23 protein-coding genes, 7 tRNA genes and 1 pseudogene are annotated in these 25,579 nt (G+C 42.1%); 11 read left to right on the top strand and 20 right to left on the bottom strand.

Features of this window, described 5'->3' with window-relative positions:
- Both FTU90_RS10450 and FTU90_RS10445 read right to left on the bottom strand, forming a co-directional pair.
- The gene (locus FTU90_RS10450) at positions 1-645 is read right to left on the bottom strand and encodes an RluA family pseudouridine synthase (protein WP_159137915.1); all 645 of its coding nucleotides are present in this window, start codon (positions 643-645) and stop codon (positions 1-3) included.
- A gap of 133 nt (positions 646-778) precedes the next feature.
- Positions 779-1,486, bottom strand: a complete 708-nt coding sequence (locus tag FTU90_RS10445) for a phosphopantetheine-binding protein (protein ID WP_159137916.1) — start codon at positions 1,484-1,486, stop codon at positions 779-781.
- A gap of 248 nt (positions 1,487-1,734) precedes the next feature.
- Here FTU90_RS10445 and FTU90_RS10440 point away from each other — a divergent pair, with 248 nt between their 5' ends.
- Genes FTU90_RS10440 through FTU90_RS10430 form a run of 3 tightly spaced genes read left to right on the top strand, consistent with a single transcriptional unit; the run spans position 1,735 to position 3,256 of the window.
- Positions 1,735-2,337 carry a PAAR domain-containing protein gene (locus FTU90_RS10440; protein WP_159138062.1) on the top strand — a complete coding sequence of 201 codons (603 nt, stop codon included), beginning with the start codon at positions 1,735-1,737 and terminating at the stop codon, positions 2,335-2,337.
- 2 nt (positions 2,338-2,339) lie between these two features.
- On the top strand, positions 2,340-2,882 hold the full coding sequence (locus tag FTU90_RS10435) for a type VI secretion system amidase effector protein Tae4 (RefSeq protein ID WP_005171502.1): 543 nt from the start codon (positions 2,340-2,342) through the stop codon (positions 2,880-2,882).
- Complete coding sequence (locus tag FTU90_RS10430; RefSeq protein WP_100355069.1) at positions 2,882-3,256, top strand: hypothetical protein; 375 nt, start codon at positions 2,882-2,884, stop codon at positions 3,254-3,256. The genes FTU90_RS10435 and FTU90_RS10430 overlap by 1 nt, the downstream gene beginning before the upstream one ends.
- A 52-nt stretch (positions 3,257-3,308) precedes the next feature.
- On the opposite strand, the gene FTU90_RS10425 is transcribed toward FTU90_RS10430, so the two are convergent.
- The 4 genes from FTU90_RS10425 to FTU90_RS10410 all read right to left on the bottom strand — a co-directional run bounded on the left by FTU90_RS10425 (position 3,309) and on the right by FTU90_RS10410 (position 7,031).
- The gene (locus tag FTU90_RS10425) at positions 3,309-3,725 is read right to left on the bottom strand and encodes a heme-binding protein (RefSeq protein WP_005171507.1); all 417 of its coding nucleotides are present in this window, start codon (positions 3,723-3,725) and stop codon (positions 3,309-3,311) included.
- 165 nt (positions 3,726-3,890) lie between these two features.
- On the bottom strand, positions 3,891-5,192 hold the full coding sequence (gene hemL / locus FTU90_RS10420; RefSeq protein ID WP_159137917.1) for a glutamate-1-semialdehyde 2,1-aminomutase: 1,302 nt from the start codon (positions 5,190-5,192) through the stop codon (positions 3,891-3,893).
- 38 nt (positions 5,193-5,230) lie between these two features.
- The gene (thiE, locus tag FTU90_RS10415; protein ID WP_179999552.1) at positions 5,231-5,851 is read right to left on the bottom strand and encodes a thiamine phosphate synthase; all 621 of its coding nucleotides are present in this window, start codon (positions 5,849-5,851) and stop codon (positions 5,231-5,233) included.
- A gap of 796 nt (positions 5,852-6,647) precedes the next feature.
- Positions 6,648-7,031, bottom strand: a complete 384-nt coding sequence (locus FTU90_RS10410; RefSeq protein WP_005171513.1) for a DUF962 domain-containing protein — start codon at positions 7,029-7,031, stop codon at positions 6,648-6,650.
- A gap of 335 nt (positions 7,032-7,366) precedes the next feature.
- Between FTU90_RS10410 and FTU90_RS10405 the strand changes: the two genes are divergently transcribed.
- Positions 7,367-8,824, top strand: a complete 1,458-nt coding sequence (locus FTU90_RS10405) for a CYTH domain-containing protein (RefSeq protein ID WP_180072562.1) — start codon at positions 7,367-7,369, stop codon at positions 8,822-8,824.
- A 130-nt stretch (positions 8,825-8,954) separates the two neighbouring features.
- On the top strand, positions 8,955-10,409 hold the full coding sequence (locus FTU90_RS10400; RefSeq protein ID WP_180072560.1) for a CYTH and CHAD domain-containing protein: 1,455 nt from the start codon (positions 8,955-8,957) through the stop codon (positions 10,407-10,409).
- Positions 10,410-10,416: 7 nt separating this feature from the next.
- Here the strand turns inward: FTU90_RS10400 and FTU90_RS10395 are convergent, their stop codons facing one another.
- Positions 10,417-11,049: a hypothetical protein gene (locus tag FTU90_RS10395; RefSeq protein WP_005096604.1), complete on the bottom strand. Its 633-nt coding sequence runs from the start codon at positions 11,047-11,049 to the stop codon at positions 10,417-10,419.
- Between the two features lie 112 nt (positions 11,050-11,161).
- Between FTU90_RS10395 and FTU90_RS10390 the strand changes: the two genes are divergently transcribed.
- On the top strand, positions 11,162-11,563 hold the full coding sequence (locus FTU90_RS10390) for a DUF3144 domain-containing protein (RefSeq protein ID WP_005096603.1): 402 nt from the start codon (positions 11,162-11,164) through the stop codon (positions 11,561-11,563).
- Between the two features lie 117 nt (positions 11,564-11,680).
- A complete protein-coding gene (locus FTU90_RS10385; protein ID WP_180072559.1) occupies positions 11,681-12,745 on the top strand; it encodes an amidohydrolase in 1,065 nt (354 codons plus the stop codon).
- 371 nt (positions 12,746-13,116) lie between these two features.
- Here the strand turns inward: FTU90_RS10385 and FTU90_RS10380 are convergent, their stop codons facing one another.
- Positions 13,117-15,888 carry a pitrilysin family protein gene (locus FTU90_RS10380; protein ID WP_180072558.1) on the bottom strand — a complete coding sequence of 924 codons (2,772 nt, stop codon included), beginning with the start codon at positions 15,886-15,888 and terminating at the stop codon, positions 13,117-13,119.
- A 142-nt stretch (positions 15,889-16,030) separates the two neighbouring features.
- A complete protein-coding gene (locus tag FTU90_RS10375) occupies positions 16,031-16,852 on the bottom strand; it encodes a PhzF family phenazine biosynthesis protein (protein WP_074382957.1) in 822 nt (273 codons plus the stop codon).
- A gap of 154 nt (positions 16,853-17,006) precedes the next feature.
- Here FTU90_RS10375 and FTU90_RS16110 point away from each other — a divergent pair.
- A pseudogene (locus FTU90_RS16110) lies at positions 17,007-17,350 on the top strand (flavin reductase); the annotation flags it as partial.
- Positions 17,351-17,465: 115 nt separating this feature from the next.
- Positions 17,466-18,200 carry a hydroxyacylglutathione hydrolase gene (gene gloB, locus FTU90_RS10370; RefSeq protein WP_180072556.1) on the top strand — a complete coding sequence of 245 codons (735 nt, stop codon included), beginning with the start codon at positions 17,466-17,468 and terminating at the stop codon, positions 18,198-18,200.
- Between the two features lie 15 nt (positions 18,201-18,215).
- Here gloB and FTU90_RS10365 read toward each other — a convergent pair whose 3' ends face one another.
- Complete coding sequence (locus FTU90_RS10365; protein WP_074383176.1) at positions 18,216-18,488, bottom strand: hypothetical protein; 273 nt, start codon at positions 18,486-18,488, stop codon at positions 18,216-18,218.
- 437 nt (positions 18,489-18,925) lie between these two features.
- On the opposite strand from FTU90_RS10365, the gene FTU90_RS10360 reads away from it, so the two are divergent.
- Entirely contained in the window at positions 18,926-19,129 is a 204-nt protein-coding gene (locus tag FTU90_RS10360; protein WP_005096596.1) for a hypothetical protein, read from the top strand.
- A gap of 160 nt (positions 19,130-19,289) precedes the next feature.
- On the opposite strand, the gene FTU90_RS10355 is transcribed toward FTU90_RS10360, so the two are convergent.
- The 9 genes from FTU90_RS10355 to FTU90_RS10315 form a co-directional block, all read right to left on the bottom strand.
- Positions 19,290-19,374, bottom strand: a tRNA-Leu gene (locus tag FTU90_RS10355).
- A 37-nt stretch (positions 19,375-19,411) separates the two neighbouring features.
- Positions 19,412-19,485: transfer RNA gene (locus FTU90_RS10350), tRNA-Trp, on the bottom strand.
- 33 nt (positions 19,486-19,518) lie between these two features.
- Positions 19,519-19,603: transfer RNA gene (locus FTU90_RS10345), tRNA-Leu, on the bottom strand.
- A 405-nt stretch (positions 19,604-20,008) separates the two neighbouring features.
- Positions 20,009-20,094, bottom strand: a tRNA-Leu gene (locus FTU90_RS10340).
- Between the two features lie 402 nt (positions 20,095-20,496).
- Positions 20,497-20,581 (bottom strand) — tRNA-Leu (locus tag FTU90_RS10335).
- 37 nt (positions 20,582-20,618) lie between these two features.
- Positions 20,619-20,692 (bottom strand) — tRNA-Trp (locus FTU90_RS10330).
- 33 nt (positions 20,693-20,725) lie between these two features.
- Positions 20,726-20,810, bottom strand: a tRNA-Leu gene (locus FTU90_RS10325).
- A 107-nt stretch (positions 20,811-20,917) separates the two neighbouring features.
- Positions 20,918-21,742 (bottom strand): protein kinase, encoded by an 825-nt coding sequence (locus FTU90_RS10320; RefSeq protein WP_005096595.1) that lies wholly within the window; start codon positions 21,740-21,742, stop codon positions 20,918-20,920.
- Positions 21,729-23,240 carry a DUF3336 domain-containing protein gene (locus FTU90_RS10315; RefSeq protein ID WP_180072554.1) on the bottom strand — a complete coding sequence of 504 codons (1,512 nt, stop codon included), beginning with the start codon at positions 23,238-23,240 and terminating at the stop codon, positions 21,729-21,731. The genes FTU90_RS10320 and FTU90_RS10315 overlap by 14 nt, the downstream gene beginning before the upstream one ends.
- A 188-nt stretch (positions 23,241-23,428) precedes the next feature.
- On the opposite strand from FTU90_RS10315, the gene FTU90_RS10310 reads away from it, so the two are divergent.
- A complete protein-coding gene (locus tag FTU90_RS10310) occupies positions 23,429-24,301 on the top strand; it encodes an ATP-binding protein (protein ID WP_100358063.1) in 873 nt (290 codons plus the stop codon).
- A 61-nt stretch (positions 24,302-24,362) separates the two neighbouring features.
- Here the strand turns inward: FTU90_RS10310 and FTU90_RS10305 are convergent, their stop codons facing one another.
- Positions 24,363-25,409 carry a hypothetical protein gene (locus FTU90_RS10305; RefSeq protein WP_180072552.1) on the bottom strand — a complete coding sequence of 349 codons (1,047 nt, stop codon included), beginning with the start codon at positions 25,407-25,409 and terminating at the stop codon, positions 24,363-24,365.
- Between the last annotated feature and the right edge of the window lie 170 nt (positions 25,410-25,579).

The raw sequence follows: 25,579 nt of genomic DNA, 5'->3' as shown, positions 1-25,579 counted from the left end.
CTAGAACGGCGCCGGACAATAAAATTCGACCAGCTGATCTGTTTGAGGATGATAAAAACTCAAACGTTCAGCATGTAAATGTAGACGCGAGCTGAGCTGTTGCTGTTCAGGTGTCGCATATAAGGTATCGCCGATAATCGGATGTCCCAGATATTGCATATGCACACGCAACTGATGCGAACGGCCGGTAATTGGCGTAAGTTTCACCCGAGTCACGGCTTGTCCCTGAATATTAAAGTGTTCGATCGCCTGCCAATGCGTGATGGCCGGCTTGTTATGTGCGGGATCTGCGATATGTAAGGGCGGACGGCTTGGGTCATATACCACGGGCACCTCAATGCTACCTTCACCTTCGAGTGTACCGGCAACCACGGCCTGATAGGTTTTGTCGGTCTGGCGTTCCTGAAACTGGCGGGAAATGGTTTTTTGTCCCCATTTTGTGAGACCAAACACGAGAATGCCGGAAGTATCGCGATCCAGTCGATGGATCAGTAAGGTTTTTGGTTCTATTTTTAATAATCGGTTAATCAGGCAATCTTGTAAATCTTCTGTTTTCCCGGGAACTGTGAGTAAACCTGCAGGTTTGTGGATGACCATGAAATCGTCATCACAATGTATCAGATGTTCGGTTAGAAAATTACTCAAAGTTCAATCCCAGGCTGATCGCGAAAAACAAGGCGGCCATGATAGAAAGCTTCGCCCATAATTACAATGCGCTTTTATGTAAATGCTGATGAAATTTCCGATTTAGGTCATAAAAATGCTCAATCGCAGCGTATCAACCTGAGGATTGTAAAATGAAGCCTGCCAATTCATGCAAAGATGCATGCTGTCGTACATCTTCATAACGAATATTGGCACCATGTGCACGCCATACACCGACCAAACTCACCACGGCTACAGAGTCCAATCCATAATTTCTTAAATCGACATAGGGATCAATCTCCAGAGCATCTATGTCTAGCTGTTCTGCCACAGCCAACATAATACCTTTGGTTGATAAGACATAGTCTGAGGGCGCACTTAAATCCCACAACCGGGTCAGACTATAAGTATTTAAGTGATGCACACCTTGACTGGAAATATTTTCGATCCACTGAATATGCTGTTCCTGATTGGCCAATAAGATCGCGTCATCGACCACACCAATTTGATCTGTCACACTCATCAAATGCGGTAAGATTTGCTTGAGCATCGGTGTGACCTGCCCTGTAAAAATCAGTTGTGGATGCGTGGAGGCATATTCACCAAGCTGTTGCATGCCCTGCATCAGGTCATCACCATATAAATCGACAATGGGAATATCCAGTGCTTTGGCTTTATTGGTCAGTTGAATCAAATTTGCCATGAGTGCACTTTCTTGTATGCCCTGTTGCATACGCAAGTTTTGTAATCCGACTAAGACCAAAACCGATTGGTTCGATGCAAGCTGCCATTTGGCTTGAGATGGGGCAAGTTGGATTTTTTTGGGCATTGGGTACAGCATGGGAGACTCTTTGGCTTCAGACAGTCGGCTTTTTCGTAACTGTATATGCTAACTCAGATTGAGGGTTACTCAATACTTTAAAAGTCAACAGAGCTATATTTAAAAAATTAAAAGCAAAAATGCTTGTATCTATATTCAGATACATTCAGTCATTATATACAAACTGATTAAATGAATTTTAAACTAAACCTTTCATTTTATATTGTCATGTTATTATGGTCTTTAATAAAAATAATAACCAAATAATAATGAGAGCATTAATAACAGTCGGCTGTAAAACCGATCATGGGGGAATCATTACTTTTGGCGACCCTTCCTTTCTGGTGGAAGGAAAAGCTGTGCATTTGGATGGAATGGTACATTATTGTCCTAAATGTAATGTCCTAGCGAAAGCTCTTGCTTCTAACCGAGGCTTTATAGTCGTCCTGGGTAGAAGCATTGTTGCGGCAGGAGACACATCAACTTGTGGTTCAAAATTTCTAAAAACTTCTGATTTGGCTGTCATAAGTAATGGTATTATCTCAAGTAAAATTGATCAATTAATATCAGATACAGCTACTAAATACATTGAAGAAAAAGAAGAAAAGATCATTAATAATATTTATTGGAGTTATGGAGATAACCTTATTCTTCTAAAAAGAAAATCTAGATTTTTTGATGACTTGAATTTGCATATAGAAACTTCAGGTTATGCACAAGGAGATACTATTGATATAGAAATAAAACCAGAATCTTCTGAGATAAACTCATTTCATCCATTTACGATTTCACTTGATATTGATGCTGAAGGTAAGGGAGTGCTTAAAAATATTTTTAAAGGAAAAACTATATTAATTGATACGGAATATTAAATATGGTGAGTATAACTGCAAGGGCTGGTGGTCGGTCTTCGACCATACAAGCAAAAAGACCTTTATTTTCCGAATTATGGAAATATTATCCGGTAAAAATGTCAGCAAGTGATGTGTATTCTATGGTGGGAGGTCAAGCTATGGCTTTATATCAAGAAAATCCTACAGGATACGCAAATGCTTGTGCTTTAAGATTAAGTAGATCTTTCAACTACGGCGGAATGCCAATTAAACAGTCAACCAGAGGTTATAAAGTCAGAGGCGCTGATCATAAACCTTATTTACTTAGGGTTCGCGAGATGATCAGCTTTGTTGAACAAAATTTAGGAACTGCAGATCTCTCCTTCAAGCCTCAAAATAACCAGGATTTATCATCACAATTAAAAGGGAAAAAAGGAATTATTATTTTTAAAGTCTCTGGTTGGGGAGATGCTTCTGGACATGTCACTTTATGGAATGGAAATGATTGTGGAGATAGTTGCTACTTTATTCATGATACACCGAGCCTAAGAACCACAGATATTCTGTTTTGGAATTTAAGATAATGAAAATAATTGCTGTACTTTTTAGTTGTCTAGTGATGAGTGCATGTTATGCAAAAGACTTAATTCCATCCATATCAAATGAGGATGAGCTCAATATCAAAAATTTTGGCTTTAGTTATTGTCTGACGAGGGCTCAGGATCAATCCCTCAGTTCTGAGGCTGCTCTAGCGATGGGCGGGTATTTCCAACAGGGTTCATATGAAGAACCCGCGTATAAAAATTTGAAAGAATATATAAACCAATCTATGAAAGCAAAAACTGAGGTGTATAAAAATCAAGCAAGGCCAGCCATATTAATGAGCTGTTTAGAGCTGTATAACTCGACAGAATATAATGAAATGGTTAAACAACAGCATCACTATCTTATCCGATAGTTATTTTTAACTTAGACTTGAGAAGATAAGTACATTCTCAAGCGTATAATGTTTAGCCCTGCTGCGCCAAAAACTTCTTAATCGCCACCTGCGCAATCTCAGCGTCCTCAAATGATTTCACACCTGATACACCCATCGCACCCACTAATTGCCCTTGATACAGAATCGGTTCGCCACCTTCCAGCATTCCCGAGAAACTTTCCATAGTCAGAAAGCCCATCTGCCCGCCTTTGATAATATCTTCAAACAGCTTGGATGGACGACGACTCATCGCCGAGCATCTGGCTTTTTCAATGGCCAGATTTGCAGTCATCGGTGCTGCACCATCCATACGTTTCATCGCAAGCAAATTGCCCGTTTCATCGACTAAGGCAATACTGACATTGAAGCTGTTCTGAATTGCATATTGATGGGCGTGATCCAATAGAAATTCCGCATCACTTAGAGTCAAATAATGTTTGGTTTGCATGAATGAATATCCCTAATTTTAGAATTTAATCTCCCCTAACCCTGAGTCAGATATGGCGCAAGGAAAAGAGGAGTAAATTTTATTATTTGTACAGATAAAACTCCCTCCTTTAAAAAGGTGAAAAGCACCGCTTCGCAAGAGGGAGGATTTTAAAAAAATTAAAATTTAAGCTTTCATCTCAGCAAAAGTCTCGATCGCAGCCTGAATGGTAAATTCAATATCTTCATCGCTGTGTGCAGCCGAGAAGAAGCCAGCTTCGAATGCAGAAGGTGCTAAATTCACACCCCGATTCAACATGCCATGGAAAAATTTACGAAAAGCATCGACATCACATTTCAACATCGAATCAAAGCTGGTGATGTCTTCCTGATCGGTGAAGTACAGACCAAACATCCCACCGACCTGTTGGGTTTTAAAGGGTACGCCCGCCTCGTCCGCTGCTGCTTGTAAACCTGCAAGAAGTTTTGACAACTGCGCAGATAGGTTTTCATAGAAACCTTCAGCACGAAGATGCTTGAACATCTCAATCCCGGCACGCATTGCCAATGGATTACCCGACAATGTTCCTGCTTGATACACTTTACCCAGTGGCGCAATGCATTCCATCACTTCACGTTTACCGCCAAAGGCACCGACTGGCAGACCTGCACCAATGATTTTACCCAATGTGGTTAAATCCGGAGTTACGCCATAATGTGCCTGCGCACCGCCTAAGCCAACACGGAAACCGGTCATCACTTCGTCGATGATAAAGACTGAACCATGCTCATCACAAACATCACGAATCGCTTGCAGAAAACCGTCAATTGGTTTCACCAGATTCATGTTGCCTGCCACAGGCTCCACAATCACGCCGGCAATTTCAGCACCAAACTTGGCAAAGCATTCTTTTAAAGTCGCAATGTCATTGTATGGAAGCGTGATGGTATGCTTGGCAAAATCAGCTGGCACACCCGCAGATGTCGCTTCGCCCTCACCTTTAGTTAACAAGCCCGAACCTGCTTTTACAAGAAGCGAGTCTGAGTGACCGTGATAACAGCCTTCAAATTTTACAATCTTGTCACGGCCGGTATAACCGCGCGCTAAACGAATCGCTGTCATGGTGGCTTCCGTGCCCGAGTTGGTCATACGTACCAATTCAATCGACGGCATGATCTCGCAAATAATATCGGCAAGCGTGGTTTCATGAACTGTTGGCGCACCAAAGCTTAAACCATCTACTGCGGCCTGTTGAACGGCTTGAATAATTGCAGGATGGGCGTGACCCAGAATCATCGGTCCCCATGAACCGACATAGTCCACATAACGTTTTCCGTCTACATCATACAAATATGCGCCTTGGGCTTTTTCGATAAAGACCGGTGTACCACCGACGCCGTTAAATGCGCGTACAGGTGAGTTGACGCCACCCGGAATATGTTTATTGGCTTGTTTGAACAATTGTTCTTGCTTTGGAGATAAGCTCATGAAGGCACTCGACTCAAAATTAAATCAATCAAAAAATTTTATGCTGTAGCTTGAAAAAGCGCAGACCATTCATCTAAACGTTCAGGAATGGCATTCATCGGTAAGCCCAATATATCACTAATCACGGCGCAATAATCCGCACCTGACTCAATGACTTCTTTGGAATTTTCAACCGTTAAACCGCCAATGGCACATAAAGGCACGTTCAATTTCTCTTTGGCCAGTTTTAAGGTTTCCAAGCCAATATTACCGGCTTCAGGTTTACTGTCGGTGGCATAGATGGCACCAAATGCCACATAGTTTGCACCATCGGCAATGGCCCGTTCAGCCAGCTCAAGCGAGTTATTACAGCTACGACCAATCAAGACATTTTTCGGCAAGCGTGCAACTGCCTCGACAATAGACCCGTCATCCTGACCCAAATGCACACCCACCCCGTATTTAACGGCCATTTCAAGATCATCATTAATCACAAAAAGCACACCATATTCAGCACACATGGCTTTCATATACTCGATTTCGTAAATTTGATCTTGTTTGGCGACTTTTTTACGGCGATATTGCAATACTGCAATGCCGCCATTGGCCATTGCGCCTTCCAGTTTTGCCAATAAAAGTTCTACGGGATCATCATTGGTAATTAAATATAAACCGCGCATCTTGCTCGCCACTTGCTAGGATGGCTCTATTATAGGCATAACTCGGTTTAATTGCCGCAGTCCTGCTGTTTCCGCGACCGGGTAGCAACAGATTTGCAGTTTTTTAGCGCAATTTTCCAGTTAAATCTAAAATATCACCATTTTCAGGGATATACCGACTATAAAATATGGGTTTTAATCGCTTTATAACAAAAATAATAAAGTGTTAATGCTTACGCCCTCCGACAAACGCTTTTAGGATTTTGCAGATAACTTGGTGGAGAAGTTGCAAAATTCTAAGAGCGGTTTTTTTTGCCTTTAAATTTTCAATATTGTTAAGCCTCTTTAAGATTAAACTCAAAAAGATTAAAAAATACCCAATTTCAGGGATGGCCCAATTAGCGCGAAAAGACTTAAATAGCGTTAGACACAGAAAATAACCAGAAAAATAAATACCTGTGTTGGTGACACCCGATCCTTTCTAGTTTTGAATAATACGTTTGTGGGGAGACGTTTCAAAGCTAGAAAGGATCATTTTCTTTATGTATGATCCGCATGACTTGTTCTATGAATATTTACGCAATAATGGCAACGAAGTCAGTAAATTTATTTAAAAAATAGAGATATAAAAAAAGCCCGGAGAAGGTCGCTCCAGGCTTGGAAAACTGTTTTATTCAGTAAACTATAACTTTTGATCAAATTCCATCAAACTGAATAAGCAATAACACAATTAATAGAATAATAAATGGCGACTTGCAAGTCTTTTATCGAAAGATCATGTTCCCTAGCCACACAATCCGATGAAAGTTACCTGAGTTTAACTTGAAATCTTATCGTATTTGCGATCAAGCAGACTGAGACGACCACGCAGGACATCCGCAAACATACGCCAGTCCGAAATAAAGCTATACACCGGCTGTTTAAAACTGGCCGGTTTATTGCGTTCAAAGATAAAATGGCCAATCCAGGCACAGGCATAACCCGAAAGCAAACCATAAGCAAAATATCGTGGTTTGCCTTGACGAATGGCTTGAGTAAAACAATATAGGCCGATACTGCTACCTGCGACATGTAAACGGCGACTGACCATATGCCGGTGTTCGGTCAAATAAAAGCGGTAAAACTCATGATAATTGCCAATCGGCATCTGGGGTTGATGCGCGATCACATGGGTATTCTCTGGCTGTACTTGTACATTCATTTCTCATCGTCCTGATGTTTTCTTTTACCTTAGCGTATATTTTGGCCAATTAACAGTCTCTTGATTTGCTCGAATATTCTTAGATATTTTCCAAGCAAAGCCGCAATTCCTCTCGCTTTGCAACCCTATTAACAGCTCAAAGCCAATATTTAAATTCCTGTTCAATATTTTTATATGCAGGTCAAGTCTTACATGCATTTTGATTTTGGTTACAATCTGCCACGCATACATCTAAAAATATAATTGCGGCGATTGCCCGCCGAATTTTCAGCATCTCATTAAAGCGAAAAATATCAGTACATGCTGGCGTGTACTAAACAGATAGGAAAATCATTATGGTTGAAGTTGAACTCAAGTTCCAGATTCCTGCGGCACGACGCACTGCGCTGCTCAAGGCACTTGATCCGAAAAAGTCTCAACAGATCCAGCTTCAAGCCAAATATTATGATACTGCCGACCGTCAACTGGCCCAGCACGGGGTAGCACTACGTCAGCGTCTGGAAGGTACGCGCTGGGTGCAAACCCTGAAAGCTGCCGGTAAAAGCCATATTGAACGCTTTGAACATAATCATGATCTGGGGGAATTAACTGAATCTCCTGAACTGGATTTAAGTATTTATACCCAGTTCCCAGAAGCACAGGCGATTCTGAGCCATGCGCTCGGCAATCAGTCTGATCAGCTACAACTGCAATTCGAAACCGATATTGCCCGCACCTTGCGTGTAATTGAATACCAAGACACACAAATCGAAGTCAGTCTGGATATTGGGCAGATCCGTACCCGAAATGCTGAACAAGAGGTACATGAAGTCGAGTTTGAGCTAAAAAGTGGGTTGATACACAATTTATTGGCATTCAGTTTTGAATGGGTCAAGAAATATCAGCTCTGGCTCGATGTACGCAGCAAGGCAGAAATTGGTAATTTATTGGCCACCTCACAACGCGTGAGCCCGGCCACCTTCGCCAAAGAGTTCCAGATCAGTAAAAAAGACAGCGCTGGTAAAACCCTATGCAGTCTGATTGCGCAGCAGATGCAGCATTTATTGCCAAATATCGCCGCGATTTCAGCTCAAGTTGCACAGCAGGAACATATTCAGCAGGCTCAACTGGCACTGGATCAGCTATATCTCACTTTACTGCTGTTTAAAGACTGGCATCCGCAGCTTTCGGACAAATGGGCACATCAAATGGCTGCCTTTAAGCAGCAGTTCGAGCATTTACAACATTTGCAGCATATGCAAAACAGCTTGGCCAGCTTCCTGCAAAATCCAACCACTGCGGAAAATCTGAGTAAAGATATTCTGTATGCTCAGGAAAAACTGGGGAATCTAGTCAAATCAACGCAAAATGTGCATCATTATCTGGAGTTATTGACTTTTAGTTTAACTGAAGATGAACATGCTGCTCTGGATTTAAAAACTGCGGCACAAACCACGCTGCAACAACAGTATAAAGCGCTGCAAGAACAGATGAACCAGACTGAAATTAACAATTTTGAAAGTCTGGATCAATTGGCAAGCCGGATTCAGGAACTCAAATTCAGCTTTCCGATCTTAACCACAATCTATGACGTCAAAAACTTGCAGAAGTACAGCAAAGCACTGAATGATGCACAACTTGCAGCCGGTGAATATCAAACCTTGGCTTCTTCGGCAGTGTATATTCAGCAAACTGAACTGGAAGCGAGTGACTGGTTTGTATTAGGTTGGCTGACTGCTAAACAGGAAGTCTATGCCCAGAAACTGCTTGAGGCGACAGAACAGTTCCTGGTGAGCCGTAAATTCCTCAAATAAATATCTTTAAGAATATTTTAAAGCACGCTCCCTCTACGGCGTGCTTTTTTTGTTGCAGAAGCACATCACACCATGGCTAATCTTTGAGCTATATTGATCTGTATAACCTACATCGAGAAGGAATGACCCGATGGCAGAAATAGAGCTTAAATTCCAGATTCCGTCACCGTCACGTGCACAATTTGAACAGGACTTCCAGAAGCTTCAGCCGACTCGGCATCGTTTATGTGCGCGCTACTTCGATACTGAAGCACAACAACTCCAACAACATCAAATCGCCTTGCGACAACGTCTAGAAGACCAGCAATGGATTCAAACCCTGAAAGCACCTACTGAGCAGCAATTTGAACGTTTTGAACTTGAACATACATTAAAAAGCCCACCTGAAAGCTGTGATTTTCAGTTATATCGCAAACACAAACCGGCAAAAAAGATTCTGAAACAGGCGCTTGGCGATTTGGATATACCGCTTATTCTGCAATTTGAAACAGATATCGCGCGTTATGTACTGACCGAAACACATCAAAATAGCCAGATTGAGATTGCCTTTGATGTAGGGGAAATTCGCCATAAGGATCAAGCCATTGATATTTATGAAGTCGAATTTGAGCTAAAATCCGGTCAATTGAGCGAATTGATTGATTTCATTCGGCCATGGATTCAACGTTATGATTTATGGCTGGATACGCGGAGTAAATCGGAACGCGGTTATGCCCTATTACAGGGTGAAGAAAGTCTGCCTGTGCAGCATCAGCTGCCATTAGAACTTGAGCAGAAAGATCAGATTGCTACTATTTTAAAGAAAATCGTAGCCAACTGTCTGGCTCATCTTTTTCCGAATGCAACTGCGATTGCCGCTGATCATTATAACAGCGATCATGTGCATCAGGCACGTGTCGCGATCCGGCGCTTACGCAGTGCCTTTAAAATTTTTCAGTCTGTGACTGAACATGTACAGCCAGAATGGCCGGAACAGCTGCGAGATATTTTTCAGCAACTGGGTTCTACCCGAGATCGCGATGCCCTTGCAGAAAGTCTGATTCCGCAACTGGAAAAAGCCGGCTCACCCTTATTAAAATTACCACCACACCGACAAAAACAACCAGATATTAGCGCGCTGTTCAGACAAACAGCTACAGTGGACTTGATACTGCAACTACTCAGCTTTAGTCAGGAAAAAACGCATAGCAAAGCCAAATCTTCGCATAAAATTTTGTGTAAAGGTTTGAGCAAGTTACATCAGCAAATTTGTCAGGATGCCGAAAACTATCAGGAACTGGATATTGAATCGCGGCATCGCACCCGTAAACGGGTGAAACGCTTGCGCTATAACGTAGAATTTTTACAGAGCTTATTTCCTAAAAAGGATGTGAAAACTTATCTGAAAGCCCTAAAACCCTTACAGGAAAGCTTGGGGCATTATAACGACCTGTTTGTGGCAGACGAACTGTTTAGACCGTATGTCAAGCAAAATAGCAAAGCCTGGTTTGTGCTAGGCTGGCTGACTGCTGAACAAGAACGTTTATCTGCCGAGGCAGCTGTTCGCTTACAACAGTTTGCTGAAAATACCAAACCCTTCTGGTAAAACCGGGCTAGCGATATTTACCAAACACTTTCCAGGTATTATTATCGGCCAGAGGGTCATTATAACTATCACTGCGTTGCTTACGTGGTTTATCACGGGCATCGATCAGCTCAAAATGTGGCTCGACACTCAGCACGATACCATTCACATAAAAACGGGTACGTGTATATTCACTTTGACCATGCTGAAACACATAAGTACGTAAGTCTACAAATTCGCGGTGTGCCACCAAAGCCGCGGTATCGTCACTGTCGAGCCAGTGTCGCATGGCTGCGATCTGTTCGGGTTCAAACTGCCCGCATTTTTCAATCAGGCTGGCCACACCACGAAAAGTTTTAGATTCTTTGGCCCGGGTTTTATTTAGCCTGATTCGGTCAACATGAAAATAAAACAGCGGCAAGTTTAAATGACTGGGAAGATGGATAGCATCTAGGGTTTCATCGTCCATGAAAGGTTGGAACAGATCCTGCGCCCTTTCAATCAGACCAAGCCACTGGGTGTAATATTCTTCGACCTGCGATTTGGTTCCATAATAAATCGGCAGACCTTCGACATTGGCCAGATTTGCCGGTGGCCAGATATTCTGGCGCAATAAGGCAATATCACTTTTCAGACTTTGTACCGCAATCGCATCCTGCATGGCATTCACTTTTATATGCTTAGGCTATTTTTAGATTAAGGCAAAGGTTTAGTTTCTGCAAGGCTTTGCCTATAATTAGCCATTAAGATTTTATGATGGTCAGGAAAAATTCATGGTTCAAAAGATTGAAGCAACCGATGTAACCGAAGAAGAAGCGTTAAATGCGGCATTCTTTGAACGTGCTGATGAATTTATTCAACAAGCCAACGAGTTTTGTCGCGTAGAAAAAGGCTCGCAGGAGAAACCGAGTGATAAGCGCGGTCAAGTCAGTGCAGCCATGTTATTTGGTACTGCCCGTTTCAATACCTGGGTGGCAGCGAATAACTTTAAAGATGGCAACGAAATGCGCGATGCCAAAGATCAGGTGATGTCTTATATTATGCAGCAATTCCAAATGATGCTGGAAGATAACTATGATGAATACTGTGAACAGTTCGAAAACTATTTACGTTTCCGTCACAATGAAGAGTTTCATGCCAACAAGCATAACCATGATCACAAGCACGATCATTGATTAAAATATGAAAAGCCCCGCGGGGCTTTTTTATTTGCCTTAATTTATCATCTTGACTTCGAACTGATTTTAGCCCCATATAAATTGAATAATAAATACACTAAAACAAGGCATAGCATGCAGCAACTTCCCTTCCCGATCATTGACCCACATATTCACCAATGGGATCCGTACAACACCCCACACGCGGCAGCATTTGCCGTAAAACTGTTTGGCAAATATCCTAAATTACTGGACAAAATGGTGCGGCTGCTCAAACCTAAAGATGTGATTGAGACCATTGGCCTGACCGAGCATCTGACCGCCCCTTATCTGCCTGCGAACTACAACAAAGATCTGGGGCATTATGAAGTCGAACAAATTGTGCATGTTGAAGCCAGCTGGCATGATCAGAAAGGTACAGGCGTGGTTGATGAAACCCGTTTTGTGGCCGGACTTCCTTTTGATCAGCATAATATCCAGCTCGGTGGCATTATCGCTACGGCGGATCCGCGGCAGAAAAACTTTAAACAGTTGATTCAATTGCATCAGGAAGCTTCTCCCAAATTTCGCGGCATCCGTAAAATGGCTGCGGTACATCCAGACAAAGGCATTCATGCCTGGACCGATGAGCCGCATCTCTATCGCAACAAAGATTTCCTGAAGGGCTTTGAGGAACTGGCCCAGCAAGACTTAAGTTTTGATGCCTGGGTCTATTCGAGCCAGATTGCTGATGTGACTGCACTGGCTAAAGCCTTTCCTAAAACACCCATCGCACTGGATCACCTCGGTACGCCTGCCGGCTTATTTGGCAAGGTGAGCAAAGCTACAGGCAAGACTGAACAAGAACGCGCCCAGATATTTTCAAGTTGGCAAGATCAACTGGCTGAACTGTCCGAGTGCAGAAATGTATCGACTAAAATGTCTGGCCTGTTTATGCCGGTGCTGGGTCATGATTTTCATCAGCAGAAACGGCTGGCAACTAAACAGGAATTATTGGAACGTGCAGCTCCCCTGATTCAGCATGCCTTAGATTGCTTTGGTTCTGAACGCCTGATGTTTGCCTCCAACTTTCCAATGGACAGTGTCAGCAGCTCACTCGTGAATATCATTGATGCTTTTAGCGATATTGTTCAGGACTATGATGAAAACGCATTAAAGCCGATCTTTTATGAGAATGCGAAAGCATTTTATAAATTATAAAAATAAGAGTCTGAATCCTTAAAAAAAGTAGGAAAATACATATGCTCTGGGAGGAAATAATCGCGAGTCCCCGATCAGATAGGCTTTTCTATACTTGCTGAGCAATCTTTTCTAGTTTAATCGCATCATATTATTACCAACATATTATTCACCTTCCCTTTAATAAAGATATCGCTGTTGGAGCAATATTAGTATCAGCTGGGATTTTCCTGTTTCTTTTTGCCACTTTCTGGTGGAACTTACCCAGTGCTGTGCTATCTGGCGTTTTAAGTAGAATCCTGCTTACCAGAAAAGCAACTTAAATTAGAGCTTTTAATTATATTGAAGAATAAAAAATCCCCTTAAGTAAGAGGATTTTTTATTTATTAACACTATGATGTTTTAACTTGCTTACCGTACTGATCAGCCATCACTTCGACCAACTGATCCAGCTTGATGTATTTTTTAATCACGGCATCAATATCGGCTTTCGTCAGTTGGGCAATCGCCTGATCACGTTTTTCACGGTAAATCAGCTTACGATCTTTTTCCAGTTGAGGAACCAACATACTGTGAATACGGCGATCATCTTCCAGTGCATTGACACGTTTTTTCAAAATGCTGGCTTTGGCCGCTTCCACTTCCTGTTCAGTTACACCACGTGTTAACAGCTCATTGAGTACCTGATGCACCGTTTGAGAAACCTGTGCAGATTTACCTGCGGTATAATTGGCACCCAGTGCCAAAGCACCTGAATCGGCCCATTCATTAAACTGAACATGGGCACTAAAACCGTAGACCAGCGCATTTTTTTCACGTAATTCCTGAGCCAAACGGGAAGACAGTTGAGAGTCACCAAGAATATGACGGAAGACTTGTAAAGCAGGTACATCTGCATGGTCTGCCCCCACCGGGAAGGTTAGCAATGCCTGATAACTACCGAACTCACGTTGTTCAGACAAGGCATGAATTTTTTGGGCTGGATAGCTTCGATATTCTGATTTCAGGCGTTCATAAGGCTGTGCCGCTTTCCAGTCCGCGAAACTATTTTTCAGCATTTTCTGTATAGATTTTGGCTGAAATTCCCCAGTCACTGCAATGTGTGCATGATGCGTTTTAAAGAATTGCTGATACAAAGCGACCACTTGCTCACGAGTGGCTGCTTTAAACTGCCTGGTGGCCAGTTCAGGTTCAAAATGGAAACGAATGTCACCGGGCTGATAAACTTCGATGGTTCGCGCCATAGTCAGGCTCGACACCGTATCTGGCTCGGTATAAGGACGATCCAGACTGGATAAGGTCTGACCCTTGATCAAATTAAACTGGCTTTGCTCAAATGCGGGGTTTTTCAGTACATCAACCACATATTGGAAAAATTCTGCAAACTTCTCTTTTTTGGCACTGATCTGTATGTTCAGGCCATTACTCGATGGGCTGGCAGTCGCTGAACCGCCTACTTCGATAATTTTGTCAGCAATCTGCTGCAAGCTCTGGGTTTCCGATGAGCGCAGCATTAAATACGCGGTCAGATCCAGAATCTCGCCTTTATTCATCAGGCTTTGCGCAGTCCCAAAATCCAGAGAAATTGTGGCATATACCTTGTCATCGCGAATATTGGTTTGGAATAGCGCGTATTTAATGCCATTTTTTAACTTACCACGCTGAATCTGCTTGTCCTTGGCAGATAAATACTGCTTGGATTGCGCTACATACTGCTTCACTTCCGCCTGATAAACACTGACATCCTTTAAAGGCTCTTCTGTCTCAGCCTGTTGGGCCAGTGTTTTTTTCGGTACTTCCGTCTGTGTCACTTCCTGCGCTTTTTTCTGATCTTCCGGTGTTGGCAGGATATTACCAGAAATACGATATTCAGGTTTTAGAAATCCTCTATAAACCTGATTGACCTGACTCACATTCAGGTTTTCAATCGCATTCAGATCTTTAAAATACTGGCTCCAGTCACCCGAATAAGCCACGGCATAATCACTTAAACGTGAACCTAATGCAGTCGCGCTATTTTTAATATTATCAGCCTGATTGCGGGTCAGGTTTTTAACTCGGTTTAATTCGGCCTCGGTAAATGGCTGGCTTTGCTCTACGCCTTGAACCAAGCTCTGTTCCACAGTTTTTGGCTGATGATTGGGTGCATAGATCGCGCCCATAAACACCAGATTAAAGTCTTTATCCAGCCAGGTGCTAGATTGCACCATGGTCGATTTTCCACTTTCCACCATGCTCTGATATAAATGCCCGCTCGGTTGCAAGGTATAGAGCGTCGGCGAAACAGCCAAAGCAGTCTTGATCTTTTCATCCGGACCATTCAGGTAAATATTGAATTTGGCCAGATCACTGCCCTTTTGCACAGTAAATTCACGCTGTTGAATCTGCTCAGGTTTTAAAGCCGGAACTTTCACTTGCGCCGGTACACTTCGCGATTGAATCGGACTGAAATGGCTATCAATCTGCTTTAATACTTCCGCCTTATCAAACTTGCCTGAAATCACCATAAAGGCATTATTCGGTGCATACCAGCTCCGGTAAAACTGGTTCAATTCCTGCATATTGATGGATTGCAGCTCATTCAGATCACCAATCGGTAAACGGCCCAAATACTGATTGCCATAAGCCGACTTAAACACCTGATCCATGAGTACTGAAAATGGCTGATCCAGACGAATTTCGCGTTCGCGTTTTACAATATCAATTTCGGTCGGTACATATTTTTCCTGAAGAACCAGCTGATCCATACGCTCGGCTTCAAGAAAAATCACTTCACTGAGCGCCGTTTTTTCAGGACGAATGACATTGGTATATTTGGTTGAATAATAATCGGTACTGGCATTGGTCATTAAGGTATATTGATCGAGCCGACGCTGAAATTCATCACCTTTGACATTTTTAGTGCCTTTAAAAGCCAAGTGTTCCAGCAGATGCGCCAGACCACCTTTTCCTTTAGGATCATTCAGTGAACCGGTCAAATACACCGTATTCATAAAAATTTTATTTTCTTTATCATTCGGTGCCAGGATAATTCGTAAACCATTATCAAGACGATATTCCTCCACATTCTGTTCAGTTTTCACCAAAACAGGTTGTGCAAAACTCAGCGCACTACAACCCGACAACAAAATCGCCAAGCTTAAATTCTTATAACGTACCAACATTATTCATCCAGATTTTAAATGTAAATTTTTATTCGCGCTCATTTTAGAGAATGATTCTTATTCTGAATAGTCTTTTCTAAATTGAATCATTAAAATAACATGCCGCCTTGCCTGACGACATGCATATCTATGTAATCAGAGATTAAAGATAAAGTTCAGCCTGCATATATAATTTGCCATAACCCGAAATTTCAATTCGTTCCTGATCTTGCAAAGCACAATAAAGTACACCACCGCGCGCTGATGCCTGATAAGCGACCAGTTCATTTTTACCCAGTTTGTCTGCCCAAAGCGGCGCAATTCCGGTGTGAATAGACCCTGTGACCGGGTCTTCATTGATTCCGTTACTCGGTGCAAAATAACGTGAAATACAATCATATTGTGTATCTTGCGAGGTAATCGCGACATCTAAAAAGTTATTCTGAGCAGTAATCGCGGTACGCTTGCCATTTAATTGTTTTAATAATTCAAAATCAGGTGATTCATCTAGCACATCCTGTACCGATTCATATTCGACAATATAACCTTGTGCATTCAGATAAACCTGCTTAAACGGTTTGCTCAATGCCTGTCTTAAGGCCTCAGGATATTCTGTGACGGCTACTGCACGGCGAATTGGAAAGTTCATTCTGATCTTGCCATCTGTATCCTGATCAACCACAAAGATCCCCAGATCTTTCACATGAAACTGGATCGTTTTTGCCGTACCAAATTGATTGAATAATACAAAGCTGCTGGCCAAGGTTGCATGACCACAAAAATCCACCTCCTTGGTCGGGGTAAACCAGCGAATGGCATAATTTTCTGCATCAATTATTTTCACAAAAGCTGTTTCAGACAGATTATTTTCCAAGGCGATATTTTGCATCAGGCCATCTTCGAGCCAGTCCTCCAGCACAATCACTGCAGCTGGATTTCCTTTAAACAGTTCCGTGGTAAACGCATCGACCTGGTACATTTTCATTTTCTGAAGTCCTGAATATAATAATCTCTAGTTTAAAAGCTTTTTTGCAAGAGTGAACTTGAATATGCTAATAATCTAACTAATCTAGCCACTTAAATACACCAATATAGTGAATGATGCGGTATAACCATCCCCCCATCTTCAAAGTATTCTCCTAGAAAAATCCTATCGGCTAGGTAGGCTGAGCCTGCATGATGTACCTGAAAAATTGGCACCATCTGGCCTAAGGTTATTTAAATTCTCTGGTTTTGATATTTCTCTGGGCAAGGCTGTGCTGCATGGATACTCTGCGAGCTGATTCCAGGGCCGCATAACCAGCAAATGCATGATCTGTTTATTGGCAAGATGATTGCTACCTATGCCGATGATCAGGTCTTCCGCGACAGTCACTGACATTATCATGTAGTGAGTGAAGAATGGAAAAGTACTCATCATGTGACTGGTGGACAATTTTATAGCATTGGCAAGGCGGTAAGCGTTGATGATTCGGACGTATAATTTTTTAAATGGGACATAAACAAAAATTATCCCGGATGAGCAGATAATATCTGCAAGCCCAGAGCATCTGAAATTATGCTACTTTATTCTCAATCTTCATTTGGTCTAATGCGCTATGATGCCTTTTAAAATTCACTGTATTGATGTCCAGAACTCGCTGCAAAATTATATCTGGTTGCTGGAACATACGGCTTCTCATCAGGTCGCAGTCATTGACCCGACCGAAGCAGGATTGGTGCAAGATTATTGTGCCGAACACGGTTTAATCTTAAGTCAAATCTGGTTAACGCACTGGCATAAAGACCATATTGGCGGTGTGCCCGGCTTAATTCAGGGACAAAATCTGCCTGTTTATGGCCCGCATGCAGAACTCAGTAAAATTCCGTTTATCACGCATCCACTTGAGCATGAAGAACAGTTCAGCTTTCATGGGGCAGATGTTCAAGTGATCGCAGTACCAGGCCATACATTAGGCCATATCGTTTACTTCATTGATGCGATTGATGTGCTGTTCTGTGGCGATACTTTATTTGCCATGGGCTGTGGCCGGGTTTTTGAAGGTACTTATTCACAGATGTATCATTCACTGTCACGTCTGGCAGCCTTACCGCCGCGTACGCAGGTCTATTGCACGCATGAATATACCCTGTCGAATGCCCAGTTTGCCAAACACGTCGAACCGGACAATCAGGCAATTCTGGAACGCTTCGAGCATATCGAACGCTTGCGTATGTTAGGCCAGTGCACGCTGCCAAGTAGCATTGAAGATGAATTACAAACCAATCCTTTCCTGCGTGCGGATAGTGTGGAAGAGTTTCAGCGCTTGAGAACCCTGAAAGATCAGTTCTAGAGTTAAAGATCCATGTTAAAGAATCTGGTGACTTTGCGCATAAGCATCCAGTTCGTCTTGAGTGACGACACGCACTGCCTGCATTTCGTCAACACGTACCAGCAGCAAACCAGCTAAGGCCGGTTGATAACGACGTGCACTACCAAACGGCGTATAGGCTACTTTCGATTGCACTGTAAAATTCAACCAGTCCTCATGTCCCAGCATCACAGCAACTGGATCTAAGCCCTGTTGCTGCATCCATTCAATTTTCTGATTCACATTGTGTTCAATCGTCAGTTCAGTCATGGCAATCGTATTTAATTCAAGAATTACATTTTTGATAGTATAGGGCATGCATCTCAAACGATAGCTCAGAAAACCAGCAGCTGCTAATGATCCGATTAAATAATCAATGCAAGCTTAATATGCCGATGCTTCGGCATTCCCTTATTCTTACATTTTATGGCGTTGATAAAGTTCAAATTTAGATCAATAGCAAAATAAGCCTTTGAAATTAAAGTATAATTAAGTTTATTTACATGCTATAAAAACTTAATATTTAGTTACAACCTATTCAATATGATAAAAATCATTTACTTAAGTCATAAACTGCTTCTTTAGCGAGCATACGATGTTCACTAAACATTCAAATTAGATTAAATTAATTAAATATGGGAATTTGCCCTTTAAAACAAAATTTCTCACCCTTATTTAAGATAGAACAATGATGAAGGAGTGATCTCGTGAAAAAAGTGGTTAAAGCTAAAAATCTGATTGCATTTCGACTATGGTTAGAAAAATTAGGATATTCCGTACGCACCCTGGCTGATGATCGTGGTTTCAGTTTCAGTTTCAAAAAAGAATACGGTCTGGTCACCTGTGATCTGGCCGGTAATGCACTCGCGATCCAGCTGGGTGAGGAATTTGAAGATCATTTAAAAGCCTGATTCAGGTTATTTTCAATCAGAAAAATAAATAAATTATTCCACTGATTCAGCAACTCTATTCTCCAATCTTTAGTCCGTTTCGACGGGCTTTTCTTTTTATCTTGATTAAATAAATTTCAGGCAATAAAAAAAGCAAGGCATCAGCCTTGCTTTAATATGATGGTGGGGACGGAGAGACTCGAACTCTCACACCTCGCGGCGCTGGAACCTAAATCCAGTGCGTCTACCAATTTCGCCACGTCCCCATCAGGGTACCAACTTAGCGTTGGATTTTTCAAACTTTGGCAGAGGATCAAGGACTCGAACCTTGACGAACGGTTTTGGAGACCGTCATGCTACCATTACACCAATCCTCTACTCGGCCAGTTTACTCAATTACTCAAGTAAATTGGTGGGGACGGAGAGACTCGAACTCTCACACCTCGCGGCGCTGGAACCTAAATCCAGTGCGTCTACCAATTTCGCCACGTCCCCAATGGCTGTGTATAATATAGAGATAGACCGTCATTGACAAGCGATTTTACAAGCAATCACATTCTATTCCGCTAGAAATTAAACAGTTAATTATATTTTTTTACTTTTGATAAAATTTATCAAGACAATTTGACTCTTTGAAGACGAAACCACAAATTCAGTATTTTAAAAGGTCTCAGCTTTATTTTGTGTCATAAAAACCAAAATGTATAAAAAACAAACTACAGATCAAGCCTTATATTGTATGGCCTCAGCATTCAAAATAATGCAACCATGCTTTTTATATAACTTCCGTCACACACGTTCTATCAAGCAAAATAAGGATTTAAGAATAAGATCAATGAGAATTGCTGTATAAAATTTCAGGCAATAAAAAAGCAAGGCATTAGCCTTGCTTCAATATAATGGTGGGGATAGAGAGACTCGAACTCTCACGCCCAGAAGGCGCTGCGACCTGAACACAGTGCGTCTACCAATTCCGCCATATCCCCATGGCTGTGTATATTATAGCGATCAGACCCGATTCACAAGCAATTCTGTAGCAGGAAAATACTTTTATATCAAAATTTAAACAATTAATTCAGTGTTGCGTAAATACTGACCTATTTGCACTGTTGTCGCCTAGTTTCATCGAAACAGATAAGATCAATACGCACCACAGGAGAATCACATATTCAAATTTAGACTTTAGCTGACTTGGATAATATCAATTATTGCATCTAATAAAACAAAGTTTCCTGAAGTTCTGCCCTTTCCTGAGCATTGACCCGTTTTCTAACGTTCTTTAACAGACTAAACCTATGCGTAAAAGACAGCAAAATTTTACAGCTTAAAAAAGCTGGTATAAATTTCAGGCAATAAAAAAGCAAGGCATCAGCCTTGCTTTAATATGATGGTGGGGACGGAGAGACTCGAACTCTCACACCTCGCGGCGCTGGAACCTAAATCCAGTGCGTCTACCAATTTCGCCACGTCCCCATCGGGGTACCAACTTAGCGTTGGATTTTTCAAACTTTGGCAGAGGATCAAGGACTCGAACCTTGACGAACGGTTTTGGAGACCGTCATGCTACCATTACACCAATCCTCTACTCGGCCAGTTTACTCAATTACTCAAGTAAATTGGTGGGGACGGAGAGACTCGAACTCTCACACCTCGCGGCGCTGGAACCTAAATCCAGTGCGTCTACCAATTTCGCCACGTCCCCAATGGCTGTGTATAATATAGAGATCATTTCCAGCTGACAAGCCGTTTATAAGAAAAAAACACTCGTTTGATTAAATAAGAAACAATCCCGATTTTATTGTATTTTTCTCATTCGATTTCAGTCACTAAGTAGTGTTTAACCGCTTTAAAATCTGCCAACCGATGCTGTTTTTGCTTGCCTAGCATCAGCGCTAACAACTTTTCAAAAATCTGAATTTGTTCAGGCAACTCAACTTTTAGGCGCTGACAATGTAAAAACGCCCAATCCAGATAGTCAGTTGCCTGCAAGCGCTGTCCACTCAGCCATTCATAAAAAATCACGCCCAAAGCATAAACTTCGCTCTGCAAGCTTTTGGCTTTTCCTTGGAATAATTCCGGTGCCATATAACGTGGTGTCGCATTAAGCTTATGAACTTCAAGCTGATCCAGAGGCTGGACGTGTTCAAAATCAAGTAGACATACCCTACCCTGATCATCAACAAAATGCTCCCGCTTTAAATCCGCATGCAAATAACCCAGCTGTTGCAGGCAGATTAAAGGTTCTACCGCTTGCAGCAAATGTTGTCGAATCTGCGTTACAGAAAGTTGATCTGGCATGATCTGAAAATGTGCTGGTGCATCGACCAGAATCAAAGCCTGCTCAAATTGTTCATGTTGAATGGTGAATGGCTGTTGAATGATTTGATGCGGAAGGAAAAAGTTCAGATCACTCGAACGGCTATGCGTTTGATAAAAATTCAGCTCCTGCTGCAAGCCCAGCTTTGCATGCGGAGATGATATTGAGCTGTCAGATTTAGTCGACACTTGAGTTTTTAGCCAGAATGCGGGCTGACCCGCAGCATAATACAGGCGTCGGCCAAAACTCAGACTGCGGGTTTTGGTTCTTGGTTGAAAATCGAAAGTATCAAGATGATCTAAATTAAGTGGTTGCAATATATTCAGGCTTTGGATCAGCAGTATATTGATAATTTAGCAGCTCCAGACAATGCTGAATAGTTTTCCCCACCCGTTCCTGAGTCTCAATTAAGGAAATTTTTGGCCAAGTGGCCCGTTCGCCTTCGCGCTGCAAGATTTTAAAGAGATAGGGCCGTGGATTTTGCAGCATATAGCTATAGTGGCGCAGGCTATATTTACCGACAATATTCACATCGCCATAATAACGCTGATCGACCACCCCATAGCCGTGATCGAGTATACGGCGTACAGGTGGCAAGCTTCCGGCATGTTCCCGGGCAAAATCCATCATTCCTTTGGTAATCACCGCACCCTGACGGCGTACAATCCGTTGTGGCCAGCTTAAGGTACCTTTGCGGAAACGTGCAACATCATCTTGCATAAATGGCACGATATGCGGATTGACCTGGCTGGCAATGGTGTAATTGATATTGTATAACCGGGCCATTTTTTCCTGCGGGAAATCACTGCGTACACTGCCATCGACCCAACGTGTTGCTCCCATATAAGGGGTATATTCACCATCATAACGCTTACTGGTCAGGCGTACTGGCGGAAACAGAATAGGGACTGCACAAGAGGCCAATACCGCACTCCAGACCAGCACATCCGGAGAAGTATAGGCATTTAAAATACGGGCATCCTGCGCCGAATCATAGGGGGCAACAGCAATATTGATATGCAGACCTGAGGTTTTGAGTGCTTCTTCAAAGGTCAGATCGCCTAAATTTTCGACCAGAAATTTTTTCAGGTATTTGACATCTGCCAGACCTCCATTGCCTTTCAGCAATTCACCCATGGTTCGGAAATGAAAAGCCTCATGAAAAAAATTATGCCCCTTCAAAAGATCGACATACTGCGAGGGTTTGGATACACCCAACATTGCCGTCATGATAGCACCTGCACTAGAACCTGACATGACCTTTGGCAATAAATCCTGCTCCATCATAGCCTTACAAACGCCGGTATGAAACAGACCCAAGGTCGAGCCACCGGAAAACATCAGGGCCGGCTGACCATAGGCACGCTGACAGCCTTTAAAAAATTCAATTTTTTCTTCAATATTTAAACAGCTACAGTCTGTTGAAGCGATATGTGCCAGCCCCTGACTAACCTGCTCCACATAATCTTCAATAATTCTTTTGGTGCCGACATAGGCTTCGGTGAACAATAAAGGATGGGCAATATTGGCGATATCGTAGCTTAGACCTTCGCGCAGAATATACATCAGGTCGTGGGTACGTTTCTGTTGTCTATAGCGTCTTAATTTACCCAAACGATGCGCAATAACTTCTGCATCAAAATAGGGAGAACTATTGTCGAATTTCCATTCTTGCGCCCCGGATTCTTCATCTATTTTTAGCGCAATATATTTCCATTCCTCATAGGACTCAGCTTGTTGCAGCTGCTGCTTGAGTTTTTTAATACGATAGGCCTGATGTGGATTAATGTCCTGAGTAAAATCTTTAAACAGCATCTGCCTTCTTCCCTATATTGTATTTTTCATTCATCTTGCACTGCGTAGAAAATATGCACCGATCTGTTCATAACAACAATAGCGAAAATTCTCTGCTTTAAGCAAATTATCACACTTTTCAGGCTTTGACTGTGAATTTTAGGGTGATAGTATCCTAGACATAATTTTAAATCTGTAATGCTGAGATCATGGCGAAAATTGAGTTACCTGACAATATCTTGAATACCCTTTCGACTGTTCTGCTGCAACTTCAGCAAAGCCTACCCGAGCTGAAACATGCTCCTGATTTTTCTGCACATGCCTATAAATGGCAACAGGGTGAACTCAAGCCCATTCATCAGCTTAGACAGATGGAACTGGCCGATTTAAAAGGGATTGAGCGACAAAAAGAAAAAGTCATCCAGAATACTTTACAGTTCTTAAATGGCTTGCCTGCCAATGATGTCTTGCTGACTGGTTCGCGTGGTACCGGTAAATCCTCTATCGTTCGTGCTCTGCTGACCGAATACGCAGCGCAAGGTTTACGCCTGATTGAGATTGAACGCGATGACTTGTCAGAACTTCCGGAAATTCAGAAACTGATTGCAGACCGTCCTGAAAAGTTTATTGTCTATTGTGATGATCTGGCCTTTAATGCAGAAGATGAAAATTATCGCAGTTTAAAAAGTGTATTAGATGGTTCATTGCAATCGGGTTCGAGTAATTTTGTGATTTATGCGACCAGTAACCGCCGCCATTTACTGCCAGAATTTATGCATGAAAATACGCCTGTCACCCGGGTCGATGTTCCGCAATATACTGAGCTACATCCTCAGGAAGCAATTGAAGAGAAGATTTCGCTATCTGACCGTTTCGGCTTATGGCTGTCTTTTTATCCAATGGATCAGAATTTATATCTGGAAATTGTAGAGCATTATCTTAAAAAAGCTGAGATGGAATTGACCCCGGAAACCCGAGCCGAAGCCTTGCGCTGGTGTCAGGCACGCGGTCAACGTTCGGGACGTGCCGCGTATCAGTTTTCCAAGCACTGGATTGGGTCGCAGCAGTTAAACTCTTTGTAAATTATTACTACTCAAAAAATAAAAAGCTCCGCCAGTACGGAGCTTTTTACTCACCTCAATCTTAGTTTTTATCACCAATAATCGTAGACCAGAACAAGTCATCAATCTCGCTACCATTAAAATAAACGGTGGCCTTTAACGATTCAGGCTGCTTCTGTTTCACTTCAATCACCTGATCATAACGGTCAGTAATTTTCAGTACACCCTCTTTTGACAAATGCTTATAATTATTTAATACAGTTTCATCCATCTTGAATGGTGTGGTGGTATCAAAGTCAAAACTGTAACGATAATCTGCCAGAGCAGGCTGACCGATAATCGTGCCACGACTGCTTAAGGTACGGATACCTTTGCTCTCACGACCATAATCATCGACTAGGCTATAACGATAATTTCTTACCTGCAAATACTCCTTACTCTTGCTGTTAAATTCCGTACCCGAAGCGCCGGCCTGATCCGTCTCTGCTATACGCTGAAATTCTAACTGATCGATTTGATAAAACTCGGATTGCCCTAATGCATCTTTACTTTTACGATGCACAATCGTGCCAGAAATCAGATAATCATCCTTGTGATTAAAATCTACATTTGAGCCATAGCGGACATTGGTGAAAGTTAAAGTCGTAGTATCGCCATTTACGGTCTGAGTGATGCTCGAACCTTTACGATAGGTTTTATCCAGAACCACACAATTGCCTTTATTATCTTTTAATTTCAGCGTCTTAACCGCACCATTGGTATTTACTTCCGAACAGATCAGATTTGGATATTTAATACTGTTTATACCCAGATTATAGATCTTGATGATACGGCCAGTGCGGCCATAGGGATAATCTCCAAATACCTCACCAATCATGTGACCCAAGGCAACGTTATAGTCGGTATCATTACTGCTATTTCCAGAAATTTTATCGCGAATTTTATCTAAGATTTTCTGATTTTCAAAAGGGATAAACTCTTTTGAAAGTTCAGGGGAAATGCTTTCCTTAGGAACATTTGGAGGCGTGGTCACTGCAGCACGATCTGAATCACTGCCGCTTGCGCCGCCACAGGCACTAAGTAAACCCGAGACAACAGCGAATCCGAATAGAGAAATCGGCTTTTTCATAAAATTTATTCCCTAAATTTCTATGCATTTTTATTTGATTATTACTAGGGCGTGTCCTCATTTGAAAAATTGGTTTTAAATACTTAAAATCCTCCTTTAAGCTCTTTTGATTTCTATATTTTTTCAATGGCACGTACTCTTCTCACCGATGATATCTGGCAGCAAATTCA

The sequence above is a fragment of the Acinetobacter sp. YH12200 genome, assembly GCF_013418175.1.
GTDB classification, from domain to species: domain Bacteria; phylum Pseudomonadota; class Gammaproteobacteria; order Pseudomonadales; family Moraxellaceae; genus Acinetobacter; species Acinetobacter pseudolwoffii.
The sequence above is the reverse complement of the archived record's forward strand: the minus strand, read 5'-3'. Positions and strand labels throughout refer to the sequence as shown.